The sequence below is a fragment of the Lacisediminihabitans sp. FW035 genome, assembly GCF_054880895.1.
The window spans coordinates 811754-825935 of sequence record NZ_CM142187.1; the positions used below are offsets into that span (position 1 = coordinate 811754).

13 protein-coding genes are annotated in these 14182 nt (G+C 67.4%); 10 read left to right on the forward strand and 3 right to left on the reverse strand.

All coding sequences use genetic code 11. The features are described from left to right. The first annotated feature begins 14 nt into the window (after positions 1 to 14). The 6 genes from mtrB to ACVXZ4_RS03960 all read left to right on the forward strand — a co-directional run bounded on the left by mtrB (position 15) and on the right by ACVXZ4_RS03960 (position 8774). A complete protein-coding gene (gene mtrB, locus ACVXZ4_RS03935) occupies positions 15 to 1622 on the forward strand; it encodes an MtrAB system histidine kinase MtrB (protein ID WP_461796930.1) in 1608 nt (535 codons plus the stop codon). Next, positions 1615 to 3300 (forward strand): LpqB family beta-propeller domain-containing protein, encoded by a 1686-nt coding sequence (locus ACVXZ4_RS03940; protein ID WP_461796931.1) that lies wholly within the window; start codon positions 1615 to 1617, stop codon positions 3298 to 3300. The genes mtrB and ACVXZ4_RS03940 overlap by 8 nt, the downstream gene beginning before the upstream one ends. 224 nt (positions 3301 to 3524) lie before the next feature. Next, positions 3525 to 4241 (forward strand): ComF family protein, encoded by a 717-nt coding sequence (locus ACVXZ4_RS03945; RefSeq protein ID WP_461796932.1) that lies wholly within the window; start codon positions 3525 to 3527, stop codon positions 4239 to 4241. Between the two features lie 123 nt (positions 4242 to 4364). Next, entirely contained in the window at positions 4365 to 5060 is a 696-nt protein-coding gene (gene hpf / locus ACVXZ4_RS03950) for a ribosome hibernation-promoting factor, HPF/YfiA family (protein WP_461796933.1), read from the forward strand. Between the two features lie 197 nt (positions 5061 to 5257). Next, positions 5258 to 8074: a preprotein translocase subunit SecA gene (secA, locus tag ACVXZ4_RS03955; RefSeq protein WP_461796934.1), complete on the forward strand. Its 2817-nt coding sequence runs from the start codon at positions 5258 to 5260 to the stop codon at positions 8072 to 8074. Between the two features lie 76 nt (positions 8075 to 8150). Beyond that, entirely contained in the window at positions 8151 to 8774 is a 624-nt protein-coding gene (locus ACVXZ4_RS03960; protein ID WP_461796935.1) for a protoporphyrinogen oxidase, read from the forward strand. Here ACVXZ4_RS03960 and ACVXZ4_RS03965 read toward each other — a convergent pair whose 3' ends face one another. Then, positions 8775 to 9242, reverse strand: a complete 468-nt coding sequence (locus ACVXZ4_RS03965) for an Rv3235 family protein (RefSeq protein ID WP_461796936.1) — start codon at positions 9240 to 9242, stop codon at positions 8775 to 8777. A 154-nt stretch (positions 9243 to 9396) separates the two neighbouring features. Here ACVXZ4_RS03965 and ACVXZ4_RS03970 point away from each other — a divergent pair, with 154 nt between their 5' ends. Next, complete coding sequence (locus tag ACVXZ4_RS03970) at positions 9397 to 9990, forward strand: hypothetical protein (protein ID WP_461796937.1); 594 nt, start codon at positions 9397 to 9399, stop codon at positions 9988 to 9990. A 214-nt stretch (positions 9991 to 10204) separates the two neighbouring features. Here the strand turns inward: ACVXZ4_RS03970 and ACVXZ4_RS03975 are convergent, their stop codons facing one another. Then, positions 10205 to 10513 (reverse strand): helix-turn-helix domain-containing protein, encoded by a 309-nt coding sequence (locus tag ACVXZ4_RS03975; RefSeq protein WP_461796938.1) that lies wholly within the window; start codon positions 10511 to 10513, stop codon positions 10205 to 10207. A 123-nt stretch (positions 10514 to 10636) separates the two neighbouring features. On the opposite strand from ACVXZ4_RS03975, the gene ACVXZ4_RS03980 reads away from it, so the two are divergent. Next, a complete protein-coding gene (locus ACVXZ4_RS03980; protein WP_461796939.1) occupies positions 10637 to 11341 on the forward strand; it encodes a hypothetical protein in 705 nt (234 codons plus the stop codon). A gap of 3 nt (positions 11342 to 11344) precedes the next feature. Further along, positions 11345 to 12571, forward strand: a complete 1227-nt coding sequence (locus tag ACVXZ4_RS03985) for an AAA family ATPase (protein WP_461796940.1) — start codon at positions 11345 to 11347, stop codon at positions 12569 to 12571. Positions 12572 to 12632: 61 nt separating this feature from the next. Here the strand turns inward: ACVXZ4_RS03985 and ACVXZ4_RS03990 are convergent, their stop codons facing one another. Next, a complete protein-coding gene (locus tag ACVXZ4_RS03990) occupies positions 12633 to 13112 on the reverse strand; it encodes a hypothetical protein (protein ID WP_461796941.1) in 480 nt (159 codons plus the stop codon). A gap of 119 nt (positions 13113 to 13231) precedes the next feature. Here ACVXZ4_RS03990 and ACVXZ4_RS03995 point away from each other — a divergent pair, with 119 nt between their 5' ends. Further along, positions 13232 to 14164 carry a hypothetical protein gene (locus tag ACVXZ4_RS03995; RefSeq protein ID WP_461796942.1) on the forward strand — a complete coding sequence of 311 codons (933 nt, stop codon included), beginning with the start codon at positions 13232 to 13234 and terminating at the stop codon, positions 14162 to 14164. Positions 14165 to 14182 lie beyond the last annotated feature (18 nt).

A 14182-nucleotide genomic window follows, 5' to 3' on the forward strand; every position in this document is an offset into this window, starting at 1 on the left:
AAGACCCTCGGCAAGTGAACAGCTTCGACTGGCGCGCGTACCTCGACCGCCTCCTGCGGTTCTGGCGGGTCTCCTTGCAGTTCCGCACGGTGGCGATCACGGTACTGCTGTCGGGCTTCGCCGTCATCATCATCGGCGCGTTCATCTCGGTGAGCATCTCCAACAACTTGTTCGCGTCGCGCAGCGTGCAGGTGCAGGAGGAGGCGCGCACCATCCACAACCAGGCCCAGAGCACGTTCGACGCGGCCCAGCCTGCCGACGACCAGGCGCCGACCGTGGAATTGGACATCGTCGCGAACTCGGTCACCGACCGCATCCTGCCCTCGACCACGGCACCGGGCAGCACCAAGTTCGCCATCAAGCGCACGCCAGACCAGGCCGAGACCCCGCAGAACATGCAGCCCCTGTCGTCGACCAATTTCCCCGACGGGGTCGTCACCGATTCGCTGCGCGCGAGGGTGATCAAGGACGTGACACACGTGCAGTACCAGTCGGCGACGCTGCCGAACGGCTCGCCTGCCCTCGTGGTCGGATCGCAGATCCGCGTGCCGACGGCCGGCAGCTACGAGCTCTACCTCGTTTACGACCTCTCCTCGGTGCAGACCACCCTCGGCTACGTGCAGCAGACCCTCGCGCTCGGCGGGCTCGCCCTCGTGCTGCTGATCGGCGCGGTCACCTACACGGTCGTTCGTCTCGTCGTCGGACCGATCAGGCTCGCCGCAGAAACGAGTGAGAAGCTGGCTGCCGGGCAATTGGAGCAGCGCATCCCGGAGAAGGGGGAAGACGTGATCGCCACCCTCGCACGCTCCTTCAACGGCATGGCCGACAGCCTCCAGCAGCAGATCACCAAACTCGCCGAGCTCTCGCGCCTGCAACAGCGATTCGTGTCGGATGTCTCGCACGAACTGCGCACACCGCTCACCACGATCCGCTTGGCCGGCGACGTGCTGTACGACCACCGGGAGGATTTCGCCCCCGCGACGGCGCGTACCGCCGAGCTGCTCCACACCCAGGTGCAGCGTTTCGAGGTGCTCCTCGCCGACCTGCTCGAGGTGAGCCGCTACGACGCCGGCGCCGTAGAGCTCGAACTCGAGCCCACCAACCTGGTGCGTCTCGTCGAGGACGCCGTCGAGGGGATGCAGCCCCTTGCCGAGCAGCGCGGTTCGTCACTGCGGCTGGTGGCGCCTGGAGGCTACTTCGAAGCGGAGATCGACGCCCGACGCATCCGTCGCGTGCTGCGCAACCTGCTCGGCAATGCTGTCGAACACGGTGAGGGCAAACCCATAGTCGTGATGGTCGACAGCAACGCCACCGCGATCGCCCTCACCGTTCGCGACTACGGCATCGGCATGAAGCCGGCGGATGTCTCCCGCGTCTTCGACAGGTTCTGGCGGGCCGATCCGTCGCGCCAGCGCACCATCGGGGGCACCGGACTCGGCCTCGCCATCTCGCTCGAGGATGCCACGCTGCACGACGGTCGACTGGAGGTCTGGTCGGAGCTCGGTGTCGGCACCTGTTTTCGGCTGACCCTTCCTCGCGAGCGCGGACGGGCGATCATCGCCTCGCCGCTCGAACTGCCACCGGACGATGCCGTGCACCTCGAGGAGGTGCAGGATGCGTGAGCGCCGACGCGGCCTGCTGGCGGTAATGATCGCGTCGACCCTGCTGGCCCTGACGGCCTGCGTGGGCATTCCCGACTCCGGTCCGGTGAACGCGGGGCTCTCGCTCAGTGAAGACAGCAGCGGTTCGAACATCGCCTTCAACCCGGAAGGCCCGGAGCGAGGAGCGACCCAGCAGGGCATCCTCAAGGGCTTCATCGCGTCGTTCACCTCGGCGACCGGCGGCTATGCGGTGGCGAAGCAGTTTCTCTCCGGGGGGTTCGCCACGAAGTGGGATCCGCGTCAGAGTGTTCAGGTGCGCTCCGGCGCACCGCAGATCACGACGATCGATCCCACGACCCTGAGCTATTCGTTCGACTCCCTCGCCACCGTCGACAGCACCGGTGCGTATTCGCAGAACAGCCAGTCGTTCACTCTGCCCTTCAGCTTCGTACGGGAGGCGGGCCAGTGGCGCATCAGCGCTGCACCGGACGGCATCGTGCTCGCTGACCAGACTTTCGAGCGCATCTTCCGCCAGTATCCGGTCTACTTCTTCGCTCCGGACAACCAGTACCTCGTGCCGGATGTGCGCTGGTTCGCCAGCGGCACGGCAGCCACGCGCATCGTGTCCGCCCTTCTCGTCGGCCCACCGGATTGGTTGAAGGGCGCGGCATTCTCGCGCTTCCCGGATGGCACCAAACTCTCGGATGCCGGCAGCGTGGTGACCCTTGCCGAGGGAGTGGCCGAAGTCGACCTGTCGAAGGAGGCCCTCGCGGCCAGCACGAGGGATCGGCAGTACATGTACCTGCAGTTGACGGAGAGCCTGAGATCCGTCGCCAGTATCTCGCAGGTGAGCCTCTCGATCCAGGGCACCCCGGTGCAGATCGACGATCTCGGCACGAGCTCGCCCCAGGTCGACATGACCGTCGACAGCCAGGCGCTTGTGCTGCGCAACAAGGAGTTCGGGTTCTACGCCAACAGCCGGGTGGCCGATCTCGCGGGCATCAGCTCCCGGGTGATCGCGCTCCAGCCGCGGGATGCCACGATCTCCTCCGACCAGCAGGAGGTCGCCGTGCTCGGCAGCGCTGGCGTCTCCCTGGTGCGCAAGAGCGGCGCGGTGACCCTCCTCGACCCCCGGCCAGACCTCATTGCGCCCTCCCTCGACGAGGACGGCTACGTCTGGTCGGTGCCGTCGAGCTCGCCCAACGCGATCACCGTCTTCGACCCGAGCGGCACGCCGCACTCGGTCTCGCCCAAACTGCAGGACGGTTCGCAGATGGTCTCCCTCGAGGTCTCACGCGAGGGCGCGCGGCTCCTCATGCTGCTGGCGACGCCCACCGGGCCGAGGCTGATGGTCGCGGCCATCCTCCGTAACGAGAAGCTCGAGCCCACCGGAATCGGCCCGGCGATCGTGGATGTGTCACTCGGCAACGGGGTGGCCGTGGACGCCACCTGGGTCGACCAGTGGACCGTCGGCACCCTCCTCACTGCAGACGGCCAGTCGCGGGTGGAGCTCTATTCGATCGGTGGGCAGAAGACCTCGCTTGCCTCACTCATCCCTTCACGGCAGCTCGTGGGCGGCAACAAGGGGAGGGACGGGTTGCGCGTCGTCGGTCGTGATGACTCGGCGCTCTACAGCTGGGGTGGCAGCAGCTGGCAGTCCTCCAAGGTCACTGTCGACTTCATCGCGACGCAACGGTAGGCGTCCGCCGGGGGCGACATCCGCCAGCGGGCGGGCCTCGACATTAGCTGCCCCAAGGATCGGCCGAATATCTGCTGTCGAGCACCCCGGTCCGCGAGATTCTGCTGTCGAATGTGATTGTCCGACTCGGCGCGACCTGTCCTCCCCCGACCGAGATCCCCCCGGAGTTCCCCCGAGCCCGGCCGACGGTCCCACTCGAGCGGCTCGACGCGCACGATCGGAGGATGCCCCTGCCGATCCCCGTCCCCCTGAGAGTCCTCGTTCCCCTGAGAATCCCTGTCCCACTGAGAGATGCCGTCCTCGACGCGCTCGCGGTCGTGCTGCCTGTCACCTGCGCGGGTTGCGGCGCCGACGACCGCAGCCTCTGTGACGGATGCCGCGGGCAGCTGCAGCCGCGTCCGTTCGTGCGCGAGCTCGACGACGGCACCCCGGTCTGGGCCGCACTCACCTACGACGGGGTTGTACGCCGGGCCATCCTGGAGCTGAAGGAGCAGGGGCGGACGGATGTCGTTGCTGCCCTCGCGGTGCCGTTCGCCAGTGCGGTCGCCGCCGCCGCGCAGCACGCTCGCGAGAATGTGCGCGGGGGTGTTGAGCTCGTGCCGCCGCCGGTGAGGCGCGGATCGTTCCGGCGGCGCGGCTACGACCCCGTACGACTGCTTGCCAGGGCCGCCGGCCTGCCGCGACCGGCCGCGGCGCTCGCCGACACCCACGAGCGGGCGAGCCAGAAGACTCTCGACCGCAGCCAACGCGCGGTGAATCTGGTGGGCACGATGGTGCCCACCAGATCCCTGGTTGGCCGACGATTCCTCGTGCTCGACGACGTCGTGACGACCGGGGCGACGCTGGTGGAGATGATCCGATCCCTCCGTGAGGGCGGTGCTGTGGTGGTGGGTGCGGCGGTTCTCGCGGCGACACCTCGGCATTCACTGGGTTTGTCGTGAGAGCTTCAGATAAGCCGTGACAGCGATGCATGACGAGGACTACGGTGGGCAAAAGAGGCGCGGAATTATCGCCTGGTTCCACTGGGCGTCGTGCCGTCAAGTCAATAGGAACTGGGGAGCGCCATGGAAATTTCCATCAACGGTCGCAACGTGGGGATCACGGATCGATTTCGGTCATACGCAACCGAAAAGGCCGAGAAGATCTCCCATCTCGCAGATAAGGCCCTCGCTTTCGAAGTCAAGGTGAGTCGCCACAACGAGAAGAACGGATCCAGCGGAGACGATCGGGTGGAGCTCACCCTGATCGGACCGGGACCGCTCGTGCGGGCGGAGTCCAATGGGTCGGACAAGTACGTCGCCCTCGACCTGGCCCTCGACAAACTCGTCGAGCGCCTGCGCCGGGCGAAAGACCGCCACAAAGTGCATCGCGGACAACACCGGCCGACGTCGCTGCGTGAGGCCACCGCCGGCGGTTTCAGCGGCACCGACGTGCGACCGGCGGATGCCGCCGTGATGGAGAAAGTGCGCACGGGATCGATCGCCGTGATCGAAGACGCGCCCTCGGAAGCGGAGGAAGCGGCCTGGAGCCCGGTCGTCATCCGAAAGAAGGTGTTCGTGCAAGAGCCTATGACCGTGGATGACGCGCTCTATCGCATGGAGCTGGTCGGTCACGACTTCTACCTCTTCATGGATGCCGAAACCGATCGCCCGAGCGTCGTCTACCGTCGCAAAGGCTGGGACTACGGGGTCATCGGTCTCGATGACTCCTCGAACGAACTTCAGGGGGCCGCTTCGGGGTCACGCAAGACGCGCGGCTGACGCCGCGCACGCAGGACTGTGGGGCCATCGCTGTCGCGGTGGCCCCACTTCTGGGTCGGCCGTGCAGGGATTTCACGGCGCCGACGGGCCAGACCGTCAGGTAGGCCACGGGCTAGTCTTGTTACTATTACGAACTGGTCACAGGCGCCGATCCGCGGTGCTGTCGTGGCGCATCCCACATTCATCTGGAGTTAGCAGTGGCCAACGTTCTCGAAAAGGTCCTCCGTGTCGGCGAGGGTCGAGTCCTTCGACGGTTGGAGCGATACGCGCAAGCGGTCAATCACCTGGAAGAAGACTTCAGCGAACTCAGCGACGAGGACCTGAAGAACGAGACCGTGGAGTTCCGCGAGCGTTACTCCAACGGCGAGTCCCTCGAAGACCTGCTGCCGGAGGCCTTCGCTGCCGTTCGCGAGGCCGCCAAGCGCACCCTCGGCATGCGTCACTTCGACGTGCAGCTCATGGGTGGAGCGGCCCTTCATCTCGGCAACATCGCCGAGATGAAGACCGGAGAGGGCAAGACCCTCGTGGCCACCCTCGCGGCCTACCTCAACGCGATCCCGTCGCGCGGTGTGCACGTGATCACGGTCAACGACTACCTCGCGAGCTACCAGTCAGAGCTGATGGGGCGCATCTTCCGGGCTCTCGGAATGTCCACCGGCGTGATCCTCTCGGGCCAGACCCCGGCGGAGCGTCGTGAGCAGTACGAAGCCGACATCACCTACGGCACGAACAACGAATTCGGCTTCGACTACCTGCGCGACAATATGGCCTGGCAGGCCAGCGACATGGTGCAGCGCGGCCACAACTACGCGATCGTCGACGAGGTGGACTCGATCCTCATCGACGAGGCGCGCACCCCGCTGATCATCTCGGGTCCGGCATCCGGTGAGGCCAACCGCTGGTTCGCCGAGTTCGCGAACCTCGCGACGAAGCTCGTGCCGGAGGTCGACTACGAGGTCGACGAGAAGAAGCGCACCGTCGGTGTGCTCGAGCCCGGCATCGAAAAGGTCGAGGACTACCTCGGCATCGACAACCTGTACGAGTCGGCGAACACCCCGCTCATCTCGTTCCTCAACAACTCGATCAAGGCATCCGCCCTGTTCAAGAAAGACAAGGACTACGTCGTGATGAACGGCGAGGTGCTCATCGTCGACGAGCACACCGGCCGCATCCTGATGGGGCGTCGGTACAACGAGGGCATCCACCAGGCGATCGAGGCGAAAGAGGGTGTCGAGGTCAAGGCGGAGAACCAGACCCTCGCGACGGTGACGCTGCAGAACTACTTCCGCCTCTATAAGAAGCTCTCGGGGATGACGGGAACGGCCGAGACCGAAGCCGCCGAGTTCATGAGCACCTACAAGCTCGGTGTGGTCTCCATCCCCACCAACAAGCCGATGCAGCGCATCGACCAGTCCGACCTCGTCTACAAGAACGAGGAGGCGAAGTTCGGCCAGGTGGTCGAGGACATCGTCAAGCGCCACGAGAAGGGCCAGCCCGTTCTCGTGGGCACGACGAGCGTCGAGAAGAGCGAATACCTGTCGAAGCTCCTCGCCAAGCGCGGCGTGAAGCACGAAGTGTTGAACGCCAAGAACCACGCTCGGGAAGCGGCCATCGTCGCCCAGGCCGGGCGCCTCGGATCCGTCACCGTCGCCACCAACATGGCCGGCCGCGGCACCGACGTCATGCTCGGAGGAAACGCCGAATTCCTCGCCGTCGCGGAGATGAACCAGCGCGGTCTCAGCCCGGTCGACACTCCCGAGGAGTACGAGAAGGAGTGGGACACCGTATTCGACCGTGTCAAGAGCGTCGTGCAGGAGGAGGCCGACAAGGTCGTCTCGGCTGGCGGCCTCTACGTGCTCGGTACCGAACGTCATGAGTCCCGTCGCATCGACAACCAGCTGCGCGGTCGATCCGGACGCCAGGGAGACCCGGGAGAGAGCCGGTTCTACCTGTCCCTCACCGACGACCTCATGCGTCTGTTCAACTCGGCCGCCGCGGAATCCCTGATGGGCCGAGGCAGTGTGCCGGACGACCTGGCGATCGAGTCGAAGGTCGTGAGCCGCGCCATCCGCAGTGCCCAGAGCCAGGTCGAGGCCCGTAACGCCGAGATCCGCAAGAACGTGCTCAAGTACGACGATGTGCTCAACCGCCAGCGCGAAGCGATCTACGGTGATCGCCGGCACATCCTCGAGGGCGACGACCTTCAGGACCGCACCTCCAAGTTCCTCGAAGACGTGATCACCGAGGTCGTGGACGTACACACCTCTGACGGGCACGCCGACGACTGGGACTTCGAAGCGCTCTGGACCGAGCTCGGCACGCTCTACCCCGTGTCGATCACGATCGACGAACTGCTCAGCGAGGCCGGGTCGCGCAACAAGGTGACCACCGGATTCCTCACCGAGGAGATCCTCTCGGATGCCCGCGTGCAGTACGCCGCCCGCACCACGGCGCTCGGGGAGCCCGCCATGCGCGAGCTCGAGCGTCGTGTCGTGCTCTCGGTGATCGACCGCCGCTGGAGAGACCACCTCTACGAGATGGACTACCTCAAGGACGGCATCGGACTGCGCGCAATGGCCCAGCGCGATCCGCTCGTCGAGTACCAGCGCGAGGGTTTCGCGCTCTACCAGAGCATGATGGGGCAGATCCGCGAGGAGTCCGTCGGATTCCTGTTCAACCTCGAGGTCGAAGTGACCGGGGGAGAGGCCACCGCGGCCGTTCCCACCGTTGCCGCGAAGGGACTCTCGGGCAACGCCGCTCCGGTGGATCGTCTCAGCTACTCCGCGCCGAACGCCGACAACCAGGGCGAGGTGGAGGTGCGTAACGCGCGCGGCCAGCTCGACCGGGCATCGACCGCGAAGGCCCAGGAGGCGCAGGATGCCTCGGGCGGCGGATCCTCCTTCGGAAAGGCCGCGACCGCCGAGGGCCAGCGCGGCGCCTTCGGCCAGAACGGGGGCACCCCCGCCCCCGCGAACCGTGCCGAGCGTCGTGCACAGGACAAGCGCAAGAGCTGACCGGTCGGACGCAGGGGGGAGATCCGTCGAGGGTCAACCCACTCCCGCTCCCAGCCACAGTGCCTAGGCTGGACCCATGAGATCAAAGTTCCTGCTCGTTGTCGGGCTCGCCGTCGGTTACGTCCTCGGAGCTCGCGCGGGGCGTGAGCGCTACGAACAGATCGCGCGTGCGACCCGGCGACTGTGGGAGAGCCCGCGCGTGCGCAAGACCCGCGCCGAGGTCGAGGACTACGCCCGCCAGCAGGCACCGGTCGTGCGAGCCAAGGCCGAATCCTTCGCCAAAGCCGCGCCCACCGTCGTGGCCGACAGCGCCCGCGCGACCGCGGATGCCGCCCGCGCGGTCGCCGATCGCACGGCGACGGTCGCCACCGATATCGCCGACCGCGTCACCACCGTGGCGAAGGATGTCGCGGGTAAGACCTCGACGATGTCGCGCGATGTCGCCGACCGCACGACCGGTATGGCAAAGGATGTCGCGGATCGCACGACCGGTATGGCGAAGGATGTGGCGGATCGCACGACTGAGACTGCCGAGGAGCTGCGTGAGCGGGTCTCGACCACGGCTTCCGAACTGCGCGAGCGCGGCGAGGAAGCCCGCGACCGCGTCGTCGTCAAGGCGAGCGAATCACGCGACGACGCCCTTGCCGAGTTGGACGACGACGACGAGCATCCGGACCACCAGGGCGCAGACCGGAGCTGATCAGAGCACGTTGATCGCGGTGGCTCGCCACCGATTGTCGAGACCCTCCAGCCGCAGGGCAACCGCTCGGGTGCGCGCCCGGCCGCGCACGATCACGACGGCTTCAACCACGCCGTCTCGGGGCTCGCAGATTGATGTGGATCCGATGGCGAAAGTGGGGCGGCGAACGACCTGGCCAGTGGCCTGCCGTGCCCGGGAGGACAGTACGACCCGCTTGAGAAGGTGTCGGTAGACGTCGTCTGTGACCCAGCGCGAGATCTGCTCGAGATCGCGGGCGCCGGCCAGGATCTCGATGACACAGCGGGTGAGGTTCTCCAGCAGAGGTTGGGGGTTGGGCAGTGCCGAGCGGGCCGCGGGCTGGGTGCCGAAGAACTCGTCGGACTGGAATGGCGAGCGGATGACCTTGCTCGGCAGGCCGCCGAACGGCAGCTCGCGTGCTGGATTCTGCGCTGGCAGTGCATCGCTCATGTGCGTGTCCCCACGGAGTGCGGTGAAGGGCGGTTCTACCCCCGTTGTGGGGGTGACCACACTAAACCAGTACCCGGGCCATGCTGTCCATGCCCCAACGCGGGGGTGTGGATAACCTGCGCGTCCTGCGCGTCCACCCCGGTAGCGTCCCTTCATGCGCTGGGACAACCTCTTCGACGATCTCGAGGGCCAGCTCGAGCAGGAACTCGGTGCCGAGGAGACCGACCTGCGCGCCGAAGAGGAAAGGCTCCGCCTCGGAAGGCTCACTCTGCGCGACCGGCTTCTCGCGCTGAACAATGCCGAAGGGTCCGGTCCGGTGCGGGTCGAGCTGATCGACGGGTCGGTGCTCGAGCTTGGAGCGCGCACCTTCGGCCGCGACTGGATCTCGGGGGACATCGTCGACCACTCCGCGCGCCGGGGCCAGTTCATCCTGCCGCTGTACTCGATCGCCGGGCTGCTCCTCACTCGCGCCCAGGTGAGCGACAGCCTCGAGGACGCGTCTTCCACCGAGAGCGAGCGTGGACTGTCTCGACGCCTCGGTCTCGCCTTCGTGCTCCGCGACCTGTGTCGACGACGCCAGTTCGTCGAGCTGGTCCTTCCGGGCGAGGTGATCGGCGGCACGATCGACCGGGTGGGGCGCGATCACCTCGACCTCGCCGCGCACGAGGCGGGCTCTGCGCGGCGCGAGAGCCAGGTCTCGCAGTATCGGATCGTCCCTTTCGCCCGGCTGCTTCTCGTGAGGCTCTAGCGTCTGAGCGACGGGGGCGTCACTGGCACTGGCTTGCCACCCGTGCGGTGTGAGCGTCTCGACATCAGCGGTCGCGCCAGGCCGCCGAGAATCGGCTGTCGAACGTGCATTCCGCCCACACTCTGCTGTCGAGTGCGCCATCGGCTGATCCCCCGGACACGGATGCCGACTGCCGTATGCGAGTGCAACTGAACTGAGCCGCTCCGAACCGCGCCTAGTCGACGGGGGCGTCGCCCGAGGTGCCGCGCAAGCCGAACGAATACTCCGAGATGCTCGCGTAGTCGGACTGCTGCCACAGGCTCATGCGCCGCGACTCCTCGTACTTCGCATCGATGTACGACTCCAACACCGAACGCTCGACGCGCCAGTGGCCGTGCCCACCCACTTTGATGGCGGGGAGTTCGCCGGACCGCACGAGAGCATAGGCCTGGCTCGCCGAGATGTTGAGTACGTCCGCGGTGTCGGCGAGCGTCAGGAAGCGACCGAGGCCGGCATCCTGGCCGAGGGAGTCCGAGTGCGTCATGCCTTGATTATGGAGGCCGGGCAATCCGCGCGACGGGCCTGTGGATAACTTTCCCGCGCTGCCGCCGCGGTGACCAGCATGGAGTCCTGCGGCGAGGTTGCCGCCGGAGGTCGGAGGCATGTGGTGGGCACGATTCAGAGTTCGAGGCGCCCGGCGCTGGAGCGCACCCGTGGGGGCGCGGCGAGCACCGAACGGGCGCCACGCGCGTTCTGGTTCGATCCGCGCTTCGCCATCGGCATCGCACTCGTCGTGGTCTCCGTGCTCGGAGTCGTGGTCTCCGTGCTCGGAGTCGTGGGCGTCGTCACCGCAGCCGACAGTAGCGTGCTCGTCTACTCGGCACGATCGTCTCTCAGCCCGGGAGATCGCGTCACGAGCTCCGACCTCGACTCCCGCAGCGTTCGTCTCGGGTCACTCGACGGCAAATACCTCGTCGACGGCGACATCCCACGCTCCGGGTTCGTGGTCACCCGCGCCGTGTCCGCCGGGGAGTTGGTGCCGGCGTCCGCCGTCGGCAACGTCGCCGGTGCGGCGCTCGCGTCGATTGTCGTCACGGTGGGCGGTGAGCTGGCGCGGTCCGTCGCCGAGGGCAGCGTCGTCGACCTGTGGTCGGCGAACGAAGCCGAGGACGGCCTGTTCGGGCCTCCGTCGGTGCTGGTCTCGTCGGCCACCGTCGTGCGGGTTGTCGCGGCCGACGGGGTGATCGCCGACCGAACGCGGCAGTCCGTGGAACTCCTCGTACCGCGGACGAAGACCGCGGCAGTGCTCGAGGCGATCGCCAACGCGGCGGCGCTCTCACTCGTGCCGTCGAGCATCCCGGCGAAAGGCTGACCGGTGGCGATCATCGCTCTTTCCCTCCCGCTCGAGCTCGAGGACGTCGTCTCCCTGCACCTCGTACGCCACGGATTCGAGCTCTCGGTGCGCTGCTCGAGCGCCGACGAGCTCGCCTCCCAGCTCGGGCAGACGACTCCGGACTTCGCGATCGTGGCGGCATCCCCGCGATACCTCAACGACCGCCTCATGGTCGAAGCGGATGCCGCGGGCGTGCGTATCGTCGCACTGGTCGCTGCCGATGCCGATCGACGCTACGCCGCGGGCCTCGGCCTGCTCGAGGTGGTCGCCGCCGACTCGGAGTGGAGCGAGATCGAGGCCCTGCTGCTCGGACAGCCGGGGGTCGGGGAGGTCGCCTCGTCCCCGCGCAATGGCAGGGTCGTGGCGGTCTGGGGGCCGGCCGGCGCCCCCGGTCGCACCTCGATGGCGATCTGCCTCGCCGCGGAACTCGCTGCCGCCGGGGCGACGGTCGCCCTTGCCGACGTGGACACCCACAGCGGGTCCATAGCCCCAGCCCTCGGTCTGCTCGATGAAGCGCCGGGCTTCGCCGCCGCCTGCCGACTTGCCGGCGCCGAAGCTCTCACGCAGTCGGAACTCGAACGGATCGGCCAGCGCTACCTCACGGCCCGCGGCGGATTCTGGGTTCTCACGGGAATCGGTCGTCCGAGTCGCTGGCCCGAGCTCTCCGGCGAGCGGGTGACGGCTGCGGTCACCGCCTGCCGGGACTGGGTCGACTTCACCATCCTCGATACCGGCGCGAGTCTCGAGAACGACGAAGAGATCAGCAGCGACCTGTTCGCGCCGCGCCGCAATGGTGCGACGATCGCGGCACTGCGGGCCGCGGATGAGGTGGTGGCGGTCGGATCGGCGGATCCGGTGGGCCTGTCGCGGTTCCTCCGCGCCCACGTCGACCTGCTCGAGACGATCGACACCGACCGCATCACCGTGGTGATGAACAAGGTGCGGGCCAGTGCGATCGGGCCCGGGGCGGCCGGCCAGGTGCGTCAGACACTTCAGCGCTTCGGCGGGATCACAAGCCCGATCCTGGTGCCGCACGACCAGGCGGCGTTCGACGCGGCGATCCTCACCGGCCGAACCATTGTGGATGCCGCGCCGAAGTCCGCGGCTCGCGCCGCGGTCGCCGCCTTCGTGCACGACGCGCTTCTGCCCGAGGCCGCACCCGTCGTGCACCGTTCCCGGTTTCGGCGCCGGGCCGTGCTACCGGCCTGAATCGCCGGCCCTGATCCTCGCGCGGGGTCCTTCGGTCGGATACCGCGCGCGGGGCGACGGCCTAGCGTGCGGCCAGTCGGGCGAGCAGGTCGTCTTTCTTCATGCGGGAGTATCCGACGATGCCGGCCGCCCGGGCGCGCGCACGCAGTGCAACGACGGTGAGGGCCTCGGTGGGCGTCACGGGCTTCGCGACGGGTGCCGGCCTCCTGGTCGACGCCGCCTTCTTCACCGCGTCGACGGCGGCCGCGGCATCCTTCTTCACCGCTTTCACGGCGACGGCCGCATCCTTCCTCACGGTCTTCACCGTGGTGACGGCATCTTTCTTCGCGCTTGTCGTCTTTTTGGCCGCCGACTTCTTGAGTGCCTTGGCGTCTTTCGAGGCGGTCTTAGCGGCCTTCGCGACACGCTTCTCGGCGGTCGCGACGAGCTTCTTCAAGTCCGACTTCGTTGCCTTGCGGCTGCTGGAGACCTTCTTGGCCACCGGCTTCTTCTTGGAGGCGACCTTCTTCAGGGTCTTCTTCTTCGAGTCTTTCTTTGCCACGCCTGCTCCTCGGGCCGGGCACGGTGCGTTTCCCGCGCGTCCGCATCATTGTCTCGCATTCCGGTCCGAGTACGCAGTGTCTCTTTCCGTGCGGCCCTCGAGTGGCTAGCCTGAATCTCATGAGCGGGGATCATCCGATCCGCATGGCCGCCGTATCGGCTGCCGAACTGTCCGAGCTCGTGTCCGAGCCGGGATTCCTGGCCGCGCTCGCGACCCACTGGCGCGGCGAGGGACCGATCGAGGATGCCGTGCACTGGCGGCTGCATCCCTCGACCACCGCTCCCTCCGGGCGACCGGATCCCGCCGCCTCGCTTGTCGAGTTGCGGGCACGGGTCTACTCGCGCGCGGTGGTCGGCGAACCCGTCGTCGAGGTGACGGATGCCTCGGGCCTCACCGTGAGGCTCGGCGAGACCGAGGCGCGCCTGCTGCTTCTCGAGCAGTGGCTCGAACTCGAGGCGGGCTTGCTCGATGCCGCCATTGAGGAGGCCCATCGCACGATCGGGGTGAGGGCTGACCAACTCGACGACGAGACCTACCCTCCCGCGGACCTCGGCCTGTTCGCCCGGGTGCTTCGACGGCATCCCGCCGTCGTCTTCGGCACCGCGGCGGCGTTGCTCGTCGGGCTGGTGGTACCGGCGACAGCAGCGAGCCTCGCGCCCTCCCTCACCCCGTCGGCCGGCCTGCTGAAGGTGTTCAACCGACCCCAGGGCATCACCGACATCGCCCCGCAGGTGTTCACGGGCGGGCAACCAGGGGCAACCCAGGAGGTGCGCGACACCACTCGCTTCCTCGGGGCTTTCTACGGCGTACAGGTCTTCGCCTACCGCGACTCGGCAGACCAGGTCTGCCTGCTCAGCACCGCCCCGACCGGGCACGATGTCACGGTGTGTGCCACCGTGCGAGCCTTCGCCCGCACGGGGCTGTCCATCGCCCCGGTGAACTACCAGGTGGACTACTCGGGGGCGGATGCCGCCGCCGGGGTGACCGCCGCATCCCGCCTGGCATTCCGCTGGGGACCGGACTCCGACCTCACCGTACGGGTGGTCGGCTGAAACCGGCCGTCCCACGAG